General features: G+C 68.5%; 22 protein-coding genes and 1 pseudogene. 14 read left to right on the top strand and 9 right to left on the bottom strand.

Annotation, left to right across the window (positions count from 1 at the left end; genetic code table 11):
- Window positions 1–15: 15 nt before the first annotated feature.
- The 9 genes from UK23_RS50340 to uraH all read right to left on the bottom strand — a co-directional run bounded on the left by UK23_RS50340 (window position 16) and on the right by uraH (window position 8,532).
- On the bottom strand, window positions 16–351 hold the full coding sequence (locus tag UK23_RS50340; RefSeq protein ID WP_419503892.1) for an allophanate hydrolase-related protein: 336 nt from the start codon (window positions 349–351) through the stop codon (window positions 16–18).
- Window positions 236–1,318 (bottom strand): XdhC family protein, encoded by a 1,083-nt coding sequence (locus UK23_RS50335; RefSeq protein ID WP_082114786.1) that lies wholly within the window; start codon window positions 1,316–1,318, stop codon window positions 236–238. Before UK23_RS50335 ends, UK23_RS50340 begins: the two co-directional genes overlap by 116 nt.
- A 58-nt stretch (window positions 1,319–1,376) precedes the next feature.
- Window positions 1,377–2,783 carry an NCS2 family permease gene (locus UK23_RS19240; RefSeq protein WP_045312952.1) on the bottom strand — a complete coding sequence of 469 codons (1,407 nt, stop codon included), beginning with the start codon at window positions 2,781–2,783 and terminating at the stop codon, window positions 1,377–1,379.
- A gap of 90 nt (window positions 2,784–2,873) precedes the next feature.
- Window positions 2,874–3,335, bottom strand: coding sequence for a nucleoside deaminase (locus UK23_RS19235; protein ID WP_045312951.1), 462 nt, complete (start codon window positions 3,333–3,335; stop codon window positions 2,874–2,876).
- Between the two features lie 20 nt (window positions 3,336–3,355).
- Window positions 3,356–5,542, bottom strand: a complete 2,187-nt coding sequence (locus UK23_RS19230) for a molybdopterin cofactor-binding domain-containing protein (RefSeq protein WP_045312950.1) — start codon at window positions 5,540–5,542, stop codon at window positions 3,356–3,358.
- Window positions 5,539–6,906: an 8-oxoguanine deaminase gene (locus tag UK23_RS19225; RefSeq protein WP_045312949.1), complete on the bottom strand. Its 1,368-nt coding sequence runs from the start codon at window positions 6,904–6,906 to the stop codon at window positions 5,539–5,541. The genes UK23_RS19230 and UK23_RS19225 overlap by 4 nt, the downstream gene beginning before the upstream one ends.
- Window positions 6,903–7,364 (bottom strand): (2Fe-2S)-binding protein, encoded by a 462-nt coding sequence (locus tag UK23_RS19220; RefSeq protein WP_045312948.1) that lies wholly within the window; start codon window positions 7,362–7,364, stop codon window positions 6,903–6,905. Before UK23_RS19220 ends, UK23_RS19225 begins: the two co-directional genes overlap by 4 nt.
- Complete coding sequence (locus UK23_RS19215; protein WP_045312947.1) at window positions 7,355–8,215, bottom strand: FAD binding domain-containing protein; 861 nt, start codon at window positions 8,213–8,215, stop codon at window positions 7,355–7,357. Before UK23_RS19215 ends, UK23_RS19220 begins: the two co-directional genes overlap by 10 nt.
- Before the next feature lie 2 nt (window positions 8,216–8,217).
- Window positions 8,218–8,532, bottom strand: coding sequence for a hydroxyisourate hydrolase (uraH, locus tag UK23_RS19210; protein WP_082114781.1), 315 nt, complete (start codon window positions 8,530–8,532; stop codon window positions 8,218–8,220).
- 127 nt (window positions 8,533–8,659) lie between these two features.
- Here uraH and UK23_RS19205 point away from each other — a divergent pair, with 127 nt between their 5' ends.
- The 14 genes and pseudogenes from UK23_RS19205 to UK23_RS19145 form a co-directional block, all read left to right on the top strand.
- Complete coding sequence (locus UK23_RS19205) at window positions 8,660–10,099, top strand: PucR family transcriptional regulator (RefSeq protein WP_045312945.1); 1,440 nt, start codon at window positions 8,660–8,662, stop codon at window positions 10,097–10,099.
- Window positions 10,100–10,101: 2 nt separating this feature from the next.
- The gene (locus UK23_RS19200) at window positions 10,102–10,356 is read left to right on the top strand and encodes a hypothetical protein (protein WP_052684808.1); all 255 of its coding nucleotides are present in this window, start codon (window positions 10,102–10,104) and stop codon (window positions 10,354–10,356) included.
- A 66-nt stretch (window positions 10,357–10,422) separates the two neighbouring features.
- Window positions 10,423–10,743, top strand: a complete 321-nt coding sequence (locus tag UK23_RS19195; protein WP_156213232.1) for a hypothetical protein — start codon at window positions 10,423–10,425, stop codon at window positions 10,741–10,743.
- A gap of 163 nt (window positions 10,744–10,906) precedes the next feature.
- Window positions 10,907–11,545: an ATP-binding protein gene (locus UK23_RS19190; RefSeq protein WP_156213231.1), complete on the top strand. Its 639-nt coding sequence runs from the start codon at window positions 10,907–10,909 to the stop codon at window positions 11,543–11,545.
- A 119-nt stretch (window positions 11,546–11,664) separates the two neighbouring features.
- Window positions 11,665–12,507 carry a helix-turn-helix domain-containing protein gene (locus UK23_RS48770; protein ID WP_052684807.1) on the top strand — a complete coding sequence of 281 codons (843 nt, stop codon included), beginning with the start codon at window positions 11,665–11,667 and terminating at the stop codon, window positions 12,505–12,507.
- 161 nt (window positions 12,508–12,668) lie between these two features.
- Window positions 12,669–13,856 (top strand): NAD(P)/FAD-dependent oxidoreductase, encoded by a 1,188-nt coding sequence (locus UK23_RS19180; RefSeq protein WP_045312942.1) that lies wholly within the window; start codon window positions 12,669–12,671, stop codon window positions 13,854–13,856.
- On the top strand, window positions 13,853–14,749 hold the full coding sequence (sigJ, locus tag UK23_RS19175) for an RNA polymerase sigma factor SigJ (RefSeq protein WP_045312941.1): 897 nt from the start codon (window positions 13,853–13,855) through the stop codon (window positions 14,747–14,749). Before UK23_RS19180 ends, sigJ begins: the two co-directional genes overlap by 4 nt.
- A gap of 39 nt (window positions 14,750–14,788) precedes the next feature.
- Window positions 14,789–14,851: pseudogene (locus UK23_RS54825) on the top strand (hypothetical protein); the annotation flags it as partial.
- A gap of 94 nt (window positions 14,852–14,945) precedes the next feature.
- Window positions 14,946–16,262 (top strand): FAD-dependent monooxygenase, encoded by a 1,317-nt coding sequence (locus UK23_RS19170; RefSeq protein ID WP_231114575.1) that lies wholly within the window; start codon window positions 14,946–14,948, stop codon window positions 16,260–16,262.
- Window positions 16,263–16,330: 68 nt separating this feature from the next.
- Window positions 16,331–17,233 (top strand): hypothetical protein, encoded by a 903-nt coding sequence (locus UK23_RS19165; RefSeq protein WP_045312940.1) that lies wholly within the window; start codon window positions 16,331–16,333, stop codon window positions 17,231–17,233.
- Window positions 17,234–17,459: 226 nt separating this feature from the next.
- Window positions 17,460–19,808 carry a nitrate- and nitrite sensing domain-containing protein gene (locus UK23_RS19160; RefSeq protein WP_045312939.1) on the top strand — a complete coding sequence of 783 codons (2,349 nt, stop codon included), beginning with the start codon at window positions 17,460–17,462 and terminating at the stop codon, window positions 19,806–19,808.
- Window positions 19,805–20,239: a roadblock/LC7 domain-containing protein gene (locus UK23_RS19155; RefSeq protein ID WP_045312938.1), complete on the top strand. Its 435-nt coding sequence runs from the start codon at window positions 19,805–19,807 to the stop codon at window positions 20,237–20,239. The genes UK23_RS19160 and UK23_RS19155 overlap by 4 nt, the downstream gene beginning before the upstream one ends.
- Window positions 20,239–20,604, top strand: a complete 366-nt coding sequence (locus UK23_RS19150; protein WP_045312937.1) for a DUF742 domain-containing protein — start codon at window positions 20,239–20,241, stop codon at window positions 20,602–20,604. Before UK23_RS19155 ends, UK23_RS19150 begins: the two co-directional genes overlap by 1 nt.
- Window positions 20,585–20,870, top strand: a 286-nt coding sequence (locus UK23_RS19145) for a GTP-binding protein (protein WP_045312936.1), incomplete at its 3' end; no start/stop codon positions are given. The genes UK23_RS19150 and UK23_RS19145, both read left to right, overlap by 20 nt.

The raw sequence follows: 20,870 nt of genomic DNA, 5'->3' as shown, positions 1-20,870 counted from the left end.
CCCCTTGCCACTCCCTCACCCCTCGCGTTGTAGGAACTCGCGCCAGTCGCCTAAATACGAGATGTCCCGGATGTCACCCGATTGGAGCAACGCGGCGTCGTCGAGGACGGCGTCGCGCAGCACGGTGGCCAGGGCGGCGCTGCCGTCTTCCAGTTCGATGACGCCGATCTCGAGTTCTGGGGGTTCGGCGGGGACGAGGTGGTCGCGGAGGACCTGCAGCGGCAGGTCGTAGAGCTCACCCACGACCGAGGCCGAGCCCGACTCGTGCATCGCGGGGAACTTGCCCCGCACCGAGAAGTACCGGTACTTCGGGGCACTGCGGGCTCGGCACACCATCGGCGTGCCCTGCAGTTGCGAGTGCAGCGGTCCGCCCCGCATGCCGCCGCCGTTGAGAAAGATCAGTGCCATGACTCTCCTGGTCTCGGTGGATGGGGGAGGACAGGTCGGACAGCGGCAGGCCGGTGCCGCCGTGCCGCAGAGCGACCAGTTCGGCCGCGATCGACACCGCGGTTTCCGCCGGGCTGCGGCCGCCGAGGTCGAGGCCGATCGGGGAACGGAGGCGGGCCAGGGCCGACGGAGGAACACCCGCTGAACGAAGGCGCGAGAGACGTTCGGCGTGCGTGCGACGGGAACCCAGGGCGCCCACGAACGCCAAAGGCATCGAAAGCGCGCAAGAAAGAACTGGGATGTCGAACTTCGGGTCGTGGGTCAGCACGACGACGGCGGTCGAGGAGTCTGTGTGGGTGGACGCGAGGTAGCGGTGCGGCCAGTCGACGACGACCTCGTCGGCAGCCGGGAAGCGTTCGGGCGTGGCGAACACAGGGCGGGCGTCGCACACCGTCACGTGGTAGCCGAGGAACTTGCCGATCTCGGCCACGGCGGCCGCGTGGTCGATGGCACCGAACACCAGCAGACGTGGCGCGGGCATCCAGGACTTGGTGAAGACTCGATCCTCACAGGAAAACCGCACCGACACCGGGTAACCGTCCACAGAGGCCTGCAGAGCCGCGCGCAACCCGGGAGAATCCCGCTGCACCAGGACGTCCAGCGAACCGCCGCAGGTCAGGCCGACGGCGAAAGCAGTGTCGTCGGAGTAGCCGAAGGAAGCGAGAGCCGGAACCGAGGACGAAAGCACCTCGCAAGCCAGGTCGTAGACCTCGGCTTCCACGCAGCCGCCGGACACGCTGCCGATCACCTGACCGGAGGGGCCGACCGCCATCGCGGCGCCGACCGGGCGGGGTGCGCTGCCCCGCACGGCCACCACCGAGGCGACCGCGAAGCGTTCCCAGGACAGCAGAGCCGGTGCCAGGTCGCGCATGAGACCTCCAGAGGAAAGGTGGTTCGGCCAGGTGGCCGCCTGGCCGAACCACACGGGATCACTTGCCGGTGATCACGTCCACGCCGAAGTACACGGCGAACATCAGGGCGAGCCCGGTCATGAGCCAGCCGGGCCAGCGGCCCTTGCAGACGCGCAGCACGACGTAGGACACGAGGCCGGCGCCGATGCCGTTGGTGATCGAGTAGGTGAACGGGATGATGGCGACGGTCAGGAACACCGGGATGGTGAAGTCCGTTTCGTGCCAAGGGATTCGGCGGATCTGCGTCATCATCAGGCCGCCGATCACCACCAGTGCCGGCGCGGCCGCCTGGGCGGGCACGACGGTGGCCAGCGGGGTGAAGAGCAGTGCTACCAGGAACAAGCCGCCGGTGACCACGGAGGCGAGACCGGTACGGGCGCCTTCGCCAACGCCCGCGGCCGATTCCAGGAACACCGTGTTCGGAGCCGAACCCGTGACGCCACCGGCAATCGCGCCGGCGCCGTCCACCATGAGGATCTTGCCCATGCCCTCCACGCGGCCGTCCCGCGTCAGGCCCGCCTCGTCGGACACCGACGTGATGGTGCCCATGGCGTCGAAGAAGCCGGACAGCACCAGGGTGAACAGGAAGATCGTCGCGGCGATCACGCCGGCCGAGACGAAGCCGCCGAACAGGTCCACGCGTCCGAACAACCCGAAATCAGGCGAGCTGACCACGGAGGAAGGCAAGGACGGAGTCACCAGACCCCAGCCCTTGATCGTGAAGACCGAGTTCACCACCACGGCCACGACGGTCGCGACGACGATGCTGATCAGGACGGCACCGGGCACGCCGCGCGCCATCAGGACGATCATCAGCAGCAGGCCCAGGCAGAAGATCACGATCGGCCAGCCGCTGAGGTGGCCGTCGAGGCCCATCCGCACGGGAACGGTCGAGCCCACCGCGTCGGGCGTGCGGGTCACGAAACCCGCGGAAACCAGGCCCACCAAAGCGATGTAGAGGCCGATGCCGACGGTGATCGCGATCTTCAACGGCTCGGGGATCGCGTTGATGATCCGTTCACGGACGCCGGAGGCCGCCATCACGACGATGCAGAGGCCCTCGAGCACCACCAAGCCGAAGGCCTGGGCCCACGTCATGGTCGGCGCCATCTGGAACGCCACGACGCCGTTGACGCCCAAGCCGGCCGCCAGAGCCAGAGGAGCGTTGCCGACAAGTCCCATGAGGACGGTCATGACGCCGGCGGCCAGAGCGGTCGCCGTGGTGATCTCGGCGATGGAGAGCTTCGCGCCGGTGATGTCGGCGGACGCGCCGAGGATCAGCGGGTTCAGCAGCACGATGTACGACATCGCGACGAAAGTCGTGATACCGCCCCGTACTTCGCGGCCTAACGAGCTGCCGCGTTCGGTGATGCGGAAGAACTGGTCGAGGGCCGACGTCGATTGTCGGCTCCGCAGTTGGGTCATGGTGGACGGCCTTTCCCATGCCGGTGGGCGCGTTCCAACGCCGGAACGCGTTTAGCTACAGCTCCGGTCAGCAAGACAGGCTTTTGGCCGTCAGTAATCGATACGAGTCGCGAGCGACGTCCACGCGGTAAACGGGGCGTTGTCCTCGCCTGTGGAGATTTGAAGCACGGGCAGGTCCCACTCGGAACGGGACTTGCTGAAGAGCTCGTAGAACTCGCGGTCGTCGAACCCGGCCGCGGCCGCGTCGTGGCGGTCGGCGGCGTAGACGACCCTGTCCACCCGCGCCCAGAGCGCGGCGGACAGGCACAGGGGACACGGCTCGCACGACGAGATCAGCGTGCAGCCGGTCAACTTGAAGTCACCGAGCACCTGGCAGGCCGCGCGGATCGCGACGACCTCGGCGTGGGCGGTGGGATCCAGGGTGGGCGTCACCTGGTTGACGCCCGTCGCGATGACCTGTCCGTCGCGGACGATCATCGCGCCGAACGGGCCGCCGCCGGAGGCCACGTTGCGGGTGGCCAGGTCGATGGTGGCGAGCAGATGTGCGTTCACTGCAACAACTCCAGAGGAACTCAGGTACCGGTGAGGTGTTCCGGGCGGACCGGGACGCGGGTGAGCGCCAGGCCGGTCGCCGCGCGGATCGCCGCCACGATCGCCGGGGTCGACGAGATGGTGGGCGGTTCGCCGACGCCCCGGATGCCGTACGGGGCATGGGGATCGGCGAGCTCGAGCACGTCGATGCTCATCGGCGGCATGTCGAGCACGGTGGGAATCAGGTAGTCGGTGAAGGACGGGTTGCGCACCTTGCCGCCGGAGGTCTGGATCTCCTCCATCACCGCGAGGCCGAGGCCCTGGGCGGAACCGCCCTGGATCTGTCCCACCACGGCCTGCGGGTTCAGCGCCTTACCGACGTCCTGGGCGCAGTCGAGCGAAACCACGCGCACGAGACCGAGATCGACGTCCACGTCGACGACAGCACGGTGCGCCGCGAAGCCGTACTGGACGTGCGCATTTCCTTGTCCGGTAACGGGATCCAAGGACTCGGTGGCGCGATGCCGCCACTCGGTGGTCTCATCGATCACTTCCGAGCCGATGTCGGTGCGGCCGGCCAGCTTGTCGCGCACCAACGCGCACGCGGCCTTCACCGCACCGCCGGTGACATAGGTCTGGCGCGAAGCCGAGGTCGAGCCGCCGTTGCCGATCGTGGTGTCCATCGGCAGCACGGTCACGCGCTCGATGCCCAGCTCGGTCCGCACGATCTGCTGCATGATCGTCACCAGGCCCTGGCCGACCTCGCAGGCAGCGGTGTGCACAGCGGCAGCCAACTCGCCCTGCACCATCGAGACGCGCACACGCGCGGTCGAGTAGTCGTCGTACCCCTCGGAGAAGCAGATGTTCTTGATGCCGACGGCATAACCGACGCCACGCACCACACCCTCGCCGTGGGTCGTGTTGGACACGCCACCAGGCAGTTCGCGAATGTCCGACGAAGTACCAGCGGGCAAAGGCTTGTCCTGCACCAGCTTCAGCAGCTGGGCGACGGGCGCGGCCGAGTCGACCACCTGGCCGGTCGGCATCACCGAGCCCTCGGTCATCGCGTTGCGCACCCGGACGTCGACCGGCGACATGCCCAGTGCCTCGGCCAGCTTGTCCATCTGGGTCTCGTAGGCGAAACCTGCCTGCACAGCACCGAATCCACGCATCGCACCGCACGGCGGGTTGTTCGTGTAGACGCCGTAAGCATCGATCGTGACGTTGTCGACCTCGTACGGGCCAACCCCAAGAGTCGCCGCATTGGCCACGACAGCCGGAGTCGAGGAGGCGTAAGCACCGCCGTCCAGGTACATCCGCGTGCGGACGTAGACCAGTTTGCCGGTGTGGTCGGCGCCGTGCTCGTAGTACAACACGGCCGGGTGCCGGTGCACGTGCCCGTAGAACGACTCTTCGCGGTTGTAGACCATCTTCACCGGCTTGCCGGTGTACAGCGCGAGAAGACACGCGTGCACCTGCATCGACAGGTCCTCGCGGCCGCCGAACGCACCACCGACGCCGGACAGCGTCAATCGCACCTGATCCTGCGGCAACCCCAGGGCGGCGGCGATCTGGTCGCGGTCCACGTGCAGCCACTGCGTCGCGATGTACAGGTCGACCGAGCCGTCAGTGGCCGGCACCGCGAGCCCGGACTCCGGCCCGAGGAACGCCTGGTCCTGCATGCCGACCTCGTACCGGCCGGTGACGACGACCTCGGCCTCGACGTCCTGCGAACCACGGCGGATCGGTACATGACGCACCAGGTTGCCGCCAGGGTGCAAAGGGGTGTCGTCGACCGCCGTTTCCATGTCCACCACGGGTTCCAGCACGTCGTAGACCACGGCGATCTTCTTCATGGCCCGCAGCGCGGTCTCCGGGTGGTCCGCTCCCACCAACGCGATCGGCTCGCCCTGGTAGCGCACGACGTCGACGGCGAGCACCGGCTGGTCCTTGTGCTCCAACCCGTACAGGTTCCGCCCGGGTACGTCCGAGTGGGTCAGCACCGCGTACACACCCGGCACCTTCAACGCCTCGGTCAGGTCGATCGACACGATCTTGGCGTACGGGTGCGGCGAACGCAGGGTCGCGCCCCAGATCATGTCCTCGTGCCACAGGTCGGACGCGTAGGCGAACTCGCCGCGCACCTTCAGGTTGCCGTCCGGGCGCTGCGGCGACGTCCCGATGCCACCCGACACCGCGGAGGTGAGTTCGGCGGGAGTGAGGGTCATCGCGCTGCCTCCTGAAGCTTGGCGCTGGCCGAGGAAAGCTCACGGGCCAGCTCGTCGGTCGACGCCGTCTGCAGAACCCCGTCCCGCACGACGACCTGACCGCCGACGATCAACAGTTTCAACGGCGGGGGAGTGCCCAGAACCAGTGCCGCGACCGGGTCCGCGATTCCCGCGTAGTCCATTCCGGACAGATCCCAGACCGCGAGGTCGGCGACCTTGCCCGGCTCGATTGAGCCCAGCGAGTCGTCCCGGCCGAGGCACCGCGCGCCACCCATCGTGGCCATCCACAACGCCTGCCGGACGTCCAACGCTCGCGGCCCGCCCCGCTGACGAGCCTGGTGCAACGCGGCCCGCAGCTCGACGACCAGCCCACCGTCCTCATTGGACGCGGCGCCGTCGACCCCGAGCCCGACCGGTGCACCGGCGTCCAGCAGATCGCGAACGGGCGCGATGCCGGTACCGAGCCGCCCGTTGGACGTCGGGCAGTGCGCGGAACCCGTCGAGGTGGCTCCAAGGCGCTTCACCGCGTCCGACGACAGGTGCACGGTGTGCGCGAGCCACACGTCCGAGCCCAGCCAGCCGAGCTGCTCGGCGTACTCGGTCGGCGTACAACCGTTCTCCGCCAAGCACTGCTCTTCTTCGTCGAGAGTCTCGGCGAGGTGCGTGTGCAGCCGAACGCCGTGACGGCGCGCCAAAGAAGCAGCCCCGGTCATCAGCTCACGCGACACCGAGAACGGCGAGCAAGGCCCGACGGCCACGCGAATCAGCGCGTCGTCCGCGGTCGAGTGGTAGTCGCCGATGGCCTGCTCGGTCGCGATCAACGCGGCTTCGGTGTCCTCGACCAGGTTGTCCGGCGGCAGCCCGCCATCAGATTGCCCCCGGTCCATCGACCCGCGGATCGCTTCCAGCCGGATCCCGACCCGGCGCCCCGCCGACACCAGCGCGTTGAACACATCGCCGCCGGCAGAAGGGAAGACGTAGTGGTGGTCGGCGGCCAGGGTGCAGCCCGTCAACGCCAGCTTCGCGAGCCCGGCGGACGCGGCGGCGTGCGTGACGGTGTCGTCGAGCCCGCGCCACACCGGGTACAGCGTGGTCAGCCACTCGAACAGCGTCGCGTCCTGCGCCAGTCCACGCGTCGCCCACTGGTAGAGGTGGTGATGCGTGTTGATGAACCCAGGCGTGACCAGGCACGACGACGCGTCGACGTAGGTGTGCGACTCGTAGGGGCGAGGCGCCGGCCCCGAACCGACCGAGACGATCCGGCCGTTGTCGACGACGACGTGACCGGAAGCGTGCTCGGTTCCAGCCAAATGAGGAGACATCGAATCCACAGTGGACACCGCACAGCGGTCGAGGACGATCATCGGCGCGAGGCCGCCAATCGCACGGCGTCCAGGATCTTCTCGTAACCCGTGCAGCGGCACAGGTTTCCGGCGAGCGCCTCGCGAATCTCCGGGTCGGAGGGGTTCGGCACGCGGTCGAGCAGATCGTGCGCCTGCACGACCAGGCCGGGCGTGCAGAACCCGCACTGCACCGCGCCCGCCTCGACGAACGCCTCCTGCACCGGGTCCAGCGAGTCGCCGTCAGCGAGCCCCTCGACCGTCCGCACGGAACGGTCCTGCGCCTGACCGGCCGCGACCAGGCACGCGCACACCGGCACGTCGTCCAGGTACACCGTGCAGGAACCGCACTCGCCCTGCTCGCAGGCGTTCTTCGAGCCGGGCAGCCCGAGCCGCTCGCGCAGCATGAACAGCAGCGACTCGCCTTCCCACACGTCGTCGGCCTGGCGTTGCTCGCCGTTGACTGTGACATTCACGCGCATTGCTGCTCCCCGTCGAGAAGTTCCTGCCAGGCCCAACCAAGCGTCCTGCGAGCCATCACTGCCAATGCGTGCTTGCGATACGCCGCCGACCCGCGCACGTCGTCGATCGGTGAAGCGGCTTGCGAGACCAGCTCACCGAACTCGCGCTTCACCGAGTCCAGCAACGGCTTGGGCGCCGAGAAGTCGAGCGCGGAAGCCAGGAACTCCTCGGCCTGGTGCGCCCGGCGCGGCGTCGGGGCGGCAGAACCAACGGCCGCGCCGACCCGGTTCTCCTCGGGGAACAGCGAGATCGCGAACGAGCACACCGCGATCACCATCGCGTTGCGCGTGCCGACCTTGGAGAACTGTTGTGGCCCCTTGGCAGGCGCGAGGTGCACCGCCACGATCAGTTCGTCCGGCTCCAGCGCGTTGCGCTTGACCCCCAGGTAGAAGTCGGCAGCCGGGATCATCCGCGTCCCCCGCACGGAGGCCACCTCGATGACCGCGCCGGACGCCAGCAGCACCGGGTGCGTGTCCCCGGCGGGCGAGGCCGCGCCCAGGTTGCCGCCCACCGTGCCGCGGTTGCGGATCTGCGGCGACCCGACCGTTCGCGAGGCCATGGCCAGGCCGGGCAGTTCCGCACCCAGCTCGTCGATGATCCGCACGTACGGCACGCCGGCACCGACCCGCAGGCCTGGCGTCCACTCGCGGAGCTCGGCGATGCGCGTGAGGTCGAGCAGTGCGGCCGGACGGCGGTGGTCGTAGTTGAGCTCCACCATGACGTCCGTGCCGCCGGCGATCGGCACGGCATCCGGCCTTGAAGCCTTCAGCTCCAACGCCTCCGCAAGCGTTTCCGGTCGAAGGAAGTCCATCGTCAGCTACCTCGGTAGGTGGAGTAGGCGAACGGCGACAGCAGCAACGGCACGTGGTAGTGCTGCGCCGGATCGGAGTAGTCGAAGGTGAGCACGACCTCGGGGAAGAACGGCGCCGCCTCCGACGTGTCGAAGACCAGCCGGTACACCCCCGCAGCCAAGCCTTCACCCCATCCGGTGATCCGGCCATCGGCGTTCGTCTCAGCGGAACACACTTCGGTCCCGTCGCGGCGCTGCAACGACACGGTGATGCCCGCGAACGGCCTGCCGCGTGCCGCGTCCAGCACGTGCGTGGAGATCGTCACTCGCCCTCCCATCTGGTTGTGAGCCAGTACACATAGCCACAGGTCCGAACCTCTACGGCGGGACGCATGAATCAGCAGGCTCCTACACGTAACGAATTTGTGCTTTCCTACAAACACGAATGGACGAAAGTGACCAGCCATGTTGTTGCTGCGGACGTTGCTGCAGATGCCGGAACTGCGCCTGAGCCTGCACACCGGTGAGGACCAGCTCGACCGCACGGTCACCCGCGTGTACGGAACGGAGCTGCCCGACCCCAGCCGGTACCTGTCCGGCGGGGAGCTCGTGCTGTCCGGCCTGCTCTGGCACCACGGCCCGCAGGACTCCGAGACGTTCGTCCGCTCTCTCGCCTCCGCCCGCGTGGCCGGGCTGGCTGCTTCCGAGACCGAGAACCGGGAGTTGCCTCCGGACCTCGTCGACGCCTGCGAACGCCACCACGTGCCGTTGCTGGAAGTGCCGGTCGACCTCTCGTTCGCGACGATCACCGAGCGCGTCTCGATGGAACTGGTGGGGCTGTCGCGCCACCGTCGTCTGCTGAACGTCGTGGCGGAGGGCTCCGGGCTGCCCGCGTTGTTGCTGGCGGGCGGGCACGAGCTGAGCGCGCCGTGCTGGGTGCTCTCGACGACCGGACGCGTGGTCGCCGGCGGGGAGCTGCCTGATCGCGTGACGCTGGTGAAGGAGTTCCTGCAGGCCGACCGGCTGCCCAGGACCGTGCGGGGGATGACCCTCGTGCCCGTGTCCGAACGCGGCGGCAACCGGCTCACCAGCTGGATCCTCGTCGTGGGCGGGGAGCCGCAGCAGGAGGCCGCCGCGGAGCTCGCTTCGCTGGTCGGCCTGGAGCGACTGAGGCAGGCGCAGGGCCGTCAGATCGAGAACCGGACCGCCGGGCCGTTGGTGGCCGCGGTGTTGAGCGGGTCGGCTGACGTGGAGTCGCGACTGGCGGCTGCCGGGCTGGAGAACACCCGGCTCCGGGTGATCAGTGCGGTGACATCGGATCAACGGACCGAGCTGGCGGCCGCGGTGATCGAGGAGACCCTGCCTCAAGCTTTGGTGACGCCTGTGGGTGACACGGTGTACGCCGTGGCGAAGGCCGGCGACTCGATGCCGGACGACGTGCGCGAGGCGATCCGGGTGATGGAGCCGGGGCTCGGGTCGTCGCGCGTGCTGGTCGGCATCAGCTCGCCGGTCGAGTGGCGTGGACTGCGTGGCGCTGCGGAGGAGGCGGCGCACGCGCGTCGTTTGGGCGAACGGCGTGGTGGTCGCACGTGTGTGGTGGCGGGCGAGGAGATCGCGCTGCACCAGCTGCTGCTCGCGGGTGTGCCGGAGGAGCTGCGGACGTCGTTGCGCCGCCGGCTCCTCGGCCCGGTGCTCGACTACGACTCCGAGCACGGTTCGGATCTCGTGGGGACGTTGAAGGTGTTCCTGGACTGTTCCGGCTCGTGGACGGCGGCGGCCGGCAAACTGCACGTCCACGTGAACACCTTGCGATACCGGGTGGGGCGGGTGGAGGAGTTGCTCGGCGTCGACCTGGCCGAGTTCGAGGCCCGCGTGGACCTCTTCCTGGCGTTGCAGGCGGGATAGCGGTGGCCGAGCATCGGCCGATCGAACGAATCGCGGCCGACCTCCGTCGAGTGCGCCGGACGCTGGCAGGCTTCGAACCGGGAGTCTCGGCGGTCAAGAAGTTCGCGGCTCGTCAGGCCTACGACGCGCTGCTCGTGCAGGCATGCGCTGCCTTGGAGGTCGAGCATCGGCTGCGTTCGTTGCCAGAAGGCATGGACCGCGAGATCGAGCGGCTTCGCGTCGAGGAGACCCTGAGGCGTCTCGGGTTGTCCATCTAACGGCTGATATCTCTCGAGCCTTCAGGCTGATGCCGGCGGAGGTTCCCGGTTCCTACCGTTCCCGCCATGAAGAGCGCCTTACTGGTGGGCCTGCTGCTGGTCGGTTCGGCCGGCTGTGCGGCAGTGCCCGACATCCGCGTGGTGGTCGAGGGATCAGGCACGACGGACCGCCTGACCTACTCGTTTCCCGGTGACGAGGAACGGACGCTGCGCAACCCCGACCTGCCCTTCGAGCGCGTGGGGGCGCGCGAGGGGCGGGTCCTGATCCGGGCGGAGGGAGTGCACGGCGAACTCACGTGCAAGATCATCATCAACGGGCGTGAGGTGCGGTCCGCGACCTCGACCACGGGTGCCGCACTCGCGTGCGATCACTCGATGGCCGTCTGACGCAAGACGACGAAAGCCCGTAGCTTCAACGTGTTGGGGAGGTACGGGTATGGGTGACGTGTTGACCGTGAGCACTTCTGAGACCACCACAGGCGCGATCAGGTACAGAGGTAGGAACGAAGTCCCGCCGCAGTTTCGCCCTCCGAGGGCGCCGCGGCACTTCGTGGGCAGGGGTGAGGAGCTCTCCGCGATCAGGGCCGGCGGGGTGACGGTGCTGAGCGGGCCCGGCGGGGTGGGGAAGACCGCGCTGGCGCTGAAGTGGTTGCAGGACAGGGGATCCGGCGACCAGCTGTACGTCGACCTGGCCACGCGCGAGCCGATCGCGGACGTGCTGCGCTCGTTCGGGCTGATCGAGGTGCCGGCCGCCGAGAGGGCGGCGGTGTTCCGCAGTCTCGCGATGAGAAGGCAGTTCACCCTGTTGCTGGACAACGCGGACTCCGCCGAGCAGGTGACGCCGCTGCTGCCCGCGTCCGGGACCGTGCTCGTGACCTCGCGGGAGCGGCTGAACCTGGAGCAAGCTCAAGAGATCGACGTCGAACCGCTCGTGGACGACCCGAGGCTCGACGCGTTGCTCGATCTGTCCTATGTGGAGCTTCCGGAACGGCAGGCGCGGCTGTACCGGCTCTGCGCGTGGGAGCCCGGCCCGTTCGACGTGCCGGTGGCGGCGGCGATCGCAGGGGAGGCCGACTGTGACGTCGAGGACGCGCTGGACGACCTGGTCGAGAAGTCGTTGCTGACGGAGGTCGGCGACGCGTTCAGGTTCCATGAGCTCGTGCGTGCCCATGCGCGCACGAAACGCTAACAATGCGTTAGTGCGTTTAACGCGATAAAGCTCGGATAAACGGGAAAAGCCTGCGGTAAAGGGTTGTCCACAGCGGGTGGTCCCTTTCGGTGATCCGAATTGGTCATATCCTTCGTCTCATGCCGAAGGATTTCCGGGCCACGGCGCTCGAACGCGCGATCGGGCGGCAGCTGGCCGGGTGGCGCGCCGAGCGGGAGCTCAGCCTCACCGAGGCCGGTCAGCGCGTGGGTTTCAGCAGCGCCAAGCTGTCCATGATGGAGAACGCGGTGCAGCCGTCGGCGGCCGTGGACATCATGGCGCTCGGTTACGTCTACAAGGTGCCGACTGCGGAATGGCAAGCGGTGGTGTTGCGCGCGCAGTACGCGGAACAGGTCCGTACGCGCGCGCTGGGTTGTGGTGTCGGTTTTGATCCGGCGGCGGACTTCGCGAATCTCGTGTTCGAGTCGACGTTGCTGCGGGTGTTCACGACGGATCTGGTGCCTTCGGTGTTTCAACTCGCCGGCTACACGCACGCGGCGATGCAGACCGATGATCCGGTGCGGACGGCGCGGCTCGCGATGGCGCGGGAGGCGTGGTCGACGCGGCTCGGTGACAAGGACCCGCTGACCGTGCAGGCGGTGTTCCCGGAAGCGGTGCTGCGGCAGGTGGTCGGCGGGCCGCGGGTGATGAAGGCCCAGCTGCTGCACCTGATGGAGGTCAGCGAGCAGCCGACGGTGTCGCTCCGGGTCGTGCCGCGCGGTGCCGGGGCGTATCCGGCGATGGGGTCGCCGTTCACGTTGCTGAGCTTCCCGCACCGGCAGCACAACGACGTGGCGTATCTGGAGACGTTCATCAGGGGCGAGTACGTCGAGGATCCCGCGTTGACCGAGGAGTGTGCGCAGCGGTTCGCGGGGCTGCGTCAGCTCGCACTGGGTGAGGGGGAGTCGCTGGAGCTCATCGCCGAGGCCGCCGCCGAGCTCTAGGGTTGCGCCGGCGGGCTCGGCCTTGAGCAGGTACTCCACACCCGCTCGCGCAGCGCGTGCCGGGCGTCGACGAGCAGCTCCTGGCCGGGCACGGGAGACGGAGTGACGCGTGTCACGTCGCGTCAGGTCACGTCTCAACGAGCCGCGGTGTCTTGGGAGGCATGACCAAACACAACACACCCCACAAGGTCGTGGTCATCGGCGGTGGTTACGCCGGAACGCTCGCGGCCAACCGTCTGCGCATGCGCGCCGATGTCGACATCACGCTGGTGAACCCCCGCCCGGAGTTCGTCGAGCGGATCCGGCTGCACCAGTTCGTGGCCCATACCGGCGACGCCACGATCGACTACGGCACACTGCTCGGCGAGGACGTTCACCTGGTCGTCGACGGCGCCACGCGAATCGACACCGCCGCCCGCGCCGTGCTGCTGGCGTCGGGCCGCGCCCTGGACTACGACTACCTCATCTACGCGGTCGGCAGCACCGCCGCGACATCGTCAGCGGTGCCCGGCGCGGTCGAACACGCTTGGCCGATCGCTGAGTTCGAGGACGCGCAGCGGCTGCGCGTCAGGTTGGACGCGTTGCCCCTCGATGCTCCGGTCACCGTGGTCGGTGGCGGGTTGACCGGCATCGAGACGGCCGCCGAACTGGCCGAACGAGGACGTGTGGTCACGCTGGTGTGCGGCCGTGCCCTCGCGCCCTATCTGAGTGCGTCGGGGCGCCGATACGTCGCCAAGTGGTTGACCCGGCACGGTATCGCCGTGCTCGAAGGCGAGGCGGTGGCCGAGGTCCGGCCGGACGCGGTCGTCCTCGCCGACGGGGCGGTGCGTCCGAGCGCACTCACCATCTGGACGGCCGGTTTCGGCGTGCCGGAACTGGCGGCCGCGAGCGGGCTGCGCACCGACGAGCTCGGCCGGCTGCTCACCGACGAAACGCTGACCAGTGTCGACGACGACCGCATCGTCGCGGCGGGCGACGCCGCCGCGCCATCGGGCCGGCCGCTGCGGATGAGCGGCTATGCCGCCGGGCCGCTCGGGGCACAGGCCGCCGACACCGTGTTGAGCCGCATCGCGGGAACCGAACCGGCGGTGATCGACCTGGCCTTCACGGGGGCGTGCGTCAGCCTCGGCCGGCACGCCGGCATCCGCCAGATCGCCCGCAAGGACGACACCGCGGTAGACGTCTTCATCGGCGGCCGCCTTGGCGCGGTGATCAAGGAATTGACCTGCAGGTTCGTCGTGTCGAAGCGGATCCGCCGAGAGGCCGGCGAGCCGGGCTCCACGGGCTGGCCCAAGGGCGGCCCGCGGCCCGAGCAGCCGGCCTCCGCGTCACGGGCCACGTCCGCATGACCACCGACGAGCACGCCGAGCGGTTCACTCTTCTGCGGCCGCTGCTGTTCACCATCGCCTACGAGATACTCGGCTCGGCAACCGAGTCCGACGACGTGTTGCAGGACAGCTATCTGCGGTGGGCCGACGTCGACCTCGCGACGGTGCGGGACACCAAGCCGTACCTGGCGCGGCTGGTGACCCGCCAGTCGCTCAACGCGGTACGGGCGAGCACCCGCCGCCGCGAGGACTACGTCGGCCCGTGGCTGCCCGAACCGCTGCTGCTCGACGAGAACGACGCATCGGCCGATGCGGTGCTCGCCGAGTCGGTCTCGATGGCGATGCTCGTGGTGCTCGAAACGCTCACCCCCGACGAGCGCGCGGTGTTCGTGTTGCGCGAGGTGTTCGGCTTCAACCACCACGACATCGCATCGGCGGTGGGCAAATCCGTGGTGACGGTGCGCCAGGTGGCACACCGCGCCCGCAAGCACGTGCAGGCGCGACGCAAATGCTTCGAGCCCGCCGACCCCACGACAGCCGCGCGGATCACCGAGCAGTTCATGACCGCGGCGGCCACCGGTGACCTGGCGGGGCTGCTCTCGCTGCTCGCGCCGGGCGCCACCTGGACCGCCGACAGCGGCGGCAAGACCACCGCGGCGCGGCGGCCGGTAGTGGGCGCGGAAAAGGTCGCCGCGGTCCTCATGGACCTCTTCCACAGGGGACGGCGGACGTCGAACCTGCGGATCGAGATGGCCAACTGCAACAACACCCCCGCGATCGTCGCCTACCGCGGCGACCGCTTGGAAGGCGTCTTCCTGGTCGAGATCGTGGACGGGAAGATCACCAACTTCTACGCCATCCGCAACCCGGACAAACTCGTCACCGCGACGGTCCCGCGTCGGATCAGCCGGTAGCAGGAGCAACTCGACTGAACGACGACCAAGGAGTCGACGATGACCGACACACAGGTGGTGATCGCCGGGGCGGGGCCGACCGGGCTGATGCTCGCGTGCGAGCTGGGGCTCGCCGGGGTCGACGTGCTCGTGCTCGAACGCCTCCCGGAGCCGCGCACGGGTGGAGTCGCGGGCCGGCGGTCTGCACATCCGCACGATGGAGACACTCGATCAGCGGGGACTCCTCGACCGGTTTCTCGAACGCGGACGGAGGAGACAGGGCGTGCACTTCTCCGCCCTCCGACTCGACGTGTCCGATGCGGCGACACGGCACCCGTACGTTCTCGTCATCATGCAGTCCGAAGTGGAACGACTGCTGGAAGCACGTGCGAAGGAGGTCGGGGTACGGCTGCGACGCGGCGCCGAGGTGGCGGGATTCACCCAGAACGAAACGGGTGTCACGGTGGAGCTCGCCGACGGGTCACGCGTCCGGGCCGACTACCTCGTCGGCTGCGACGGCGGCCGCAGCATCGTGCGCCGGCGCGCGGGCATCAACTTCCCCGGCACCCCGGCCACGATGACGGCCCTGCTCGGCGACGTCGAGCTCGCCGAGCCGCCGGCAGAAGACATCTTCCAGGAACGGCGCGAGCACGGCAGCTTCTCGGTGCTGTCGTTCGGCCCGGACTGGTACCGGGTGCTGACCAACGAGTTCGATCACGTCGCCGGCAGGGACGAACCGACGACCCTGGAGACCCTCCGCAAGGCCCTGCTCAAGATCGCCGGGACGGATTACGGGATGCACTCGCCTCGATGGCTCTCCCGGCACGGCGACGCGGCGCGCCAGGCCGACCGCTACCGCGAGGGCCGGGTCCTCCTCGCCGGTGACGCCGCGCACATCCATTTCCCGGCGGGCGGTCAGGGCCTGAACACCGGCATGCAGGACGCGGTCAACCTCGGCTGGAAGCTCGCCGCCGTCGTCCGCGGCCGAGCCCCGGACCGGTTGCTCGACACCTACGAGGCCGAACGCCACCCGGTCGCCGCCCGTGTCCTGCAGAACACCCGCGCCCAGACCGCACTCTGGCGGGTGGACGATCACACCTCCGCTCTGCGCGACGTGCTGGGCGATCTCATCGGCATCGATGAGGTACGGCTGCGCTTCGCCGGTGCGGTCACCGCGACCGACATCAGGTATCCGGTGGAAGGGACGGACGACCTCCTCGGCAGGCGGATTCCGGATCTCGACATCGGACACGGCCGCGTCTACGAGCTTCTGCACCACACCCGTGCGGTTCTGCTGGATCTTGGTGGTCTCCCTCCGCTCGACGCCGTCGTGACCGGCTGGGCAGACCGAGTCGATCTCGTCCGCGTCCGTCCTGCCGGGGGCTCCGATCTCGGTGCGGACGCCGTACTCATCCGTCCCGACGGACACGTCGCCTGGGTCACCCGCGCCGGAGAGCGGCCAGACCTGGGCGCTCTGCGGACCGCCCTCACGACGTGGTTCGGCCCACCAGCTGTGGAGATGTCGGATTCCTGAGAAAACTCCGGTTCGGCCGCCGTACGGAGAAGGATCGGGGACGCACCCCAATCCGATTAGGAGGCGGCATGTACCGCAGATTCGGTGTCCTGTTCGCGGCAGTCCTGGGCGTCACGCTCACAACTGCCGCTCCGGCCACCGCAGACGCGTCTCACAAGCACTTTCCGACGGAGTTCTCCCTGCCGAACGGGTGGCAACCGGAAGGCATCGCGATCAGCGGCACCACGGCCTACTTCGGGTCGCGGGCCGACGGGTCGATCTACGCGGCGGACCTGCGCACCGGCCTGGGCGCGGTGCTCGCCAAAGGGCCGGGCACGCCGTCGCTCGGCATGAAGGTCGACAGCCGTAAGAGGCTGTGGGTCGCGGGTGGTGTTGGTGGCGACGGACGGGTCTACGACACCCGCACGGGCGCGTTGCTGGCCAAGTTCCAGTTCGCGACCACGGACACGTTCGTCAACGACGTCGTGCTGACCGAGAGGTCGGCCTGGTTCACCGACTCGCGCAAGGCGGTGCTCTACGAGGTGCCGCTCAACCTCAAGCCGCACCGGACCCTGGCGCTGACCGGCGACCTCGTCGTGACGCCCGGCGCGACCAACCTGAACGGCATCGTCACCGGGCTCGACGGCGGGTTGCTGGCTGTGCAGAGCAACACCGGTCAGCTGTTCCGGATCGACGCCAGGACCGGCAAAACCATCAACGTTGATTTGCACGGTCAAACACTCACCAATGGTGATGGTCTGTTGCGTGAGGGACGGCAGTTGTACGTGGTGCAAAACAGGCTGAACAAAGTCGCGCGCTACACGCTGAGCCGCGATGGCGCCACGCTCGCCGCGGAACGCACAGATGTGCGGTTCGACGTTCCCACGACGGTTGCGGCGTTCGGCAAACGGCTCTACCTGCCGAATGCCCGGTTCTCGACCCCGCCCACGCCCGAGACGACCTACAGCGTCGTCGCGGTGGACCGTCCATAGCTGAATGTGCATGAGAACTAGCCCGTCCGGGGGTTCCTGCATACCAAGAACCCCCGGACCGGGTGTTGCACCGCTCACTCGACTGGGTAGCCTGCCAACCGCGTACTGCGTGTGATCGCTGTCATTGGGTAACGATGATCTCTGCTTGTTACCGTATTGCAGCCGAAGGAGTGACTCGGGTTGCCCGCAGCGCTAGCCGTGGGACACAGGAGACCGTGAGAGCGCTGTGAACGAGAAGAGCGGTTACACACCGACCAACTACCGGACGATTCGGTCGCGACTGGCCGGAGTGGTCGTCGTACCCAGCGTCGTCCTGCTGGTCATGTGGGCCGTTTTCTCCTCTTACACCGTTTTCGACGGTTTCTACATGCGGTCCATCGCGTTGAGCGTGCGTGAATCGGCGATTCCGTCAGCGGAGGCGTTCGCGGGGCTGCAGCAGGAACGCCAGCTGAGCCTCGTGCTGCTGAGCAGGGCACCTGGTGTCGACAAGGCGGCGCTGGATGCCCAGCAGGGCAGGACCGACGAGTCGCTGCGCAAGATGAAAGACGCCTTCACGGAACTTCAGGACAATTCGCCGCAAGAAGTCGTCGACCGGATCAAGGCGCTCGACTCCGCTTTGAACGAGCTGCCGCAGCAACGCGCGGGGGTCGAGGCCGGCACCGCGAACCCGCAGGCGGTCTACGACTACTACAACAGCCTCATGGACGCGGGTGTGTCGCTCTTCGGCCACCAGGCGCGGCTCGTGCCGGACGCGGAGGCGAGCCAGGCCAACGTCCAGGCCGTGACGATCTTCCAGGCGGCCGACTGGATGTCCCGCGGTGCCACGATCGGCTCGCGTGGGCTGCTCAACGGCAAGTTCACGCCGGCAGAACGGGTGGAGTTCGCCCGGCTCGTCGGCGCCTACCACTCGGCCGTCGACGCCACGATCCCGTTCGCGCTGGAGCAGCCGCGCACGCAGTACGACGCGCTGCGGACCAGCTCCGAGTACCGGACGTTGCTCGACCTCGAGGGCAAGATCATCAACGGCGACGCGAGCGTGACCGAGCAGCAGTGGCGCGCGGCGGCCGGTCCGGTGCACGAGAAGCTCGTGCAGATCGCGGCCCAGCAGGCGCAGGACGGCGCGGACCTCGGTCTCGCCAAGGCCAACAGCCGGTTCACCGCCGTGCTGATCGGCAGCCTCATCGCGTTGCTCGCGGTCGTCGTCGGCATCGTGCTGGCGTTGCGCATCTCGAACCGGCTGGTGTCGCGTGCGCTGGTCACCAGGCTCGCGTCGCTCAGAGAAGACACGCTGCGGCTCGCGCAGGAACGGCTGCCGCACATCGTGGCGCGCCTGCGGGGCGGCGAGCAGGTCGACGTCCACCGCGACATGCCCCCGTTGGACTACGGCAACGACGAGATCGGCCAGGTCGCGGACGCGTTCAACACCGCCCAGTACACGGCCGTCGCGGCGGCGGTGAAGGAGACGCAGGCCCGTGAGGGAGTGAACCGGGTCTTCCTCGACATCGCGCACCGCAACCAGGGCCTCGTGCACCGGCAGCTCAAGATCCTCGACAAGCTCGAGAGGGAGGAAGAGCACCCCGAGCAGCTCGACTCGCTCTTCCAGCTCGACCACCTGGCGACCCGTGCCCGCCGCAACGCGGAGAACCTGATCATCCTCGCCGGGGAGCAGCCGGGCAGGCAGTGGCGCAAACCGGTGCGGCTCAGCGACGTCATCCGCTCCGCGGTCGCCGAGACCGAGCAGTACGTCCGGGTCAGGGTCAACCCGGTGCCGGACCGCGCGCTGGTGGGTGTGGCCGTCGCCGACACCATCCACCTGCTCGCGGAGCTCGTCGACAACGCGACGGCGTTCTCGTCGCCGCGGTCCGAGGTGATCGTCCACTCCAGCGCCGTGCCGCACGGGATCGTGATCGAGATCGAGGACCACGGGCTCGGCATGACGCAGGAGGAACGCCTCCAGGCCAACGCGAAGCTCTCCAACCCGCCCGACTTCGAGACGATGGCGTTCCGGGGTGAGTCCCGGCTGGGCCTGTTCGTCGTCGCCCGGCTCGCCGCGCGGCGGGGGATCAAGGTGGAGCTGCGCGACTCGCCGTACGGCGGCACGGTCGCGTTGTGCATCCTGCCGCCGAACATCGTCGCCCCGCACAGCCAGGCCGGCGACATCACCGAGACCACGCAGATGCCGGTGCGGTCGTTCCACGACCACCACCACGGCCACGTCGAGGAACACCCGAGCTTCCCGGTGACGCTCGCGCCCGAGGTGCAGGCGGCGCTGAACGCCTCGATGAACTCCGGGGCCCTCTCAGCCGTTTCCGAATCAGATGCATCGGTGGACGAACCAAAACCTCAGGCACCTCCTCCTCCGCCGGACGGGAAGGCTCCCCTTCCCCGCAGGAAGAAGCGGCAGAACCTCGCGCCGCAGCTCATGCAGTCCTCGGAGGAAGTACCCCACGCCGAGCCGGTGACCGGCGAAAGGCCGGCCGAGCGGATCCGAGACGGGCTCGCCGCGTTCCAGCGCGGCACCCGTGACGCCCGGCTGACCGACGACTGGAGATCAGAAGGAGCCCCCTCGTCATGAAGGACAACACCAGCCAGCACGGTGAACTGAACTGGTTGCTGGAGGACCTCATCCAGCGCGTGGTCGGCGCCCGTCACGCGGTCGTGCTGTCGGCGGACGGACTCCTGCTCGGCCGCAGCGCCGGGCTGTCCCGCGACGACTCCGAGCACCTGTCCGCGATGGCGTCGGCGTTCCAGTCGCTCGCCCGCGGCACCGGACGGCACTTCGGCGGCGGCGCGGTGCGGCAGACCATCGTGGAGATGGAGCACGCTTACCTTTTCGTGACGGCTGCCGGCCATGGCGCGTGTCTCGCGGTTCTGGGTGAGGAAGACGCGGACATGGGCATGATCGCCTACGAGATGAACATGCTGGTCAAGCGGGTGGGAACCTACCTGTCGTCGGCCCCGCGCGCAGAACAGGCGACCGTGCCCACAGCACGAGAGTCGCGCTGATGACCGCGCGGGAGGACTGGTGGTACGACGAGGCCGCGGGGCCGCTCGTGCGGCCGTACGCCATGGTGCGCGGCCGCACCCGGCCGAACGCGCCTGATCTGCACCTGGTGACGCAGGTCCGAGCGTCCTCGGTTGCGTCCGACCAGACGTCGCTGACGGTCGAGCATCGCGAGATCATGGCGTTGTGCTTACGCCCGCTGTCGGTCGCCGAGGTCGCCGCCTACCTCGACGTGCCGCTCGTGGTGGTGAAGGTCCTGCTGTCGGACCTCATCGAGCGCGGTGACGTGCTCGTGCAGAACTCCTCCCCCCAGATTCCCGACCGGAATCTCCTGCAGGCCGTACTGGATGGTGTTCGTGGGATCTGACGACCAGCTGACCGTGCCGACCGCGGTCAAGATCGTCATCGCGGGCGGTTTCGGCACCGGCAAGACCACCATGGTCGCGTCGGTCTCCGAGATCGAGCCCCTCCGGACCGAGGAACTGCTCACCGAGGCCGGCGTGCACGTCGACGACCTCGCCGGCATCGAGGGCAAGGACACCACGACCGTCGCCCTGGACTTCGGGCGCATCACCATCAACACCAAGGTGGTGCTGTACCTGTTCGGGACGCCGGGGCAGAACCGGTTCTGGT

The organism is Lentzea aerocolonigenes (assembly GCF_000955955.1).
Taxonomy (GTDB): domain Bacteria; phylum Actinomycetota; class Actinomycetes; order Mycobacteriales; family Pseudonocardiaceae; genus Lentzea; species Lentzea aerocolonigenes_A.
This window is presented reverse-complemented; position numbering and strand designations above follow the sequence as displayed.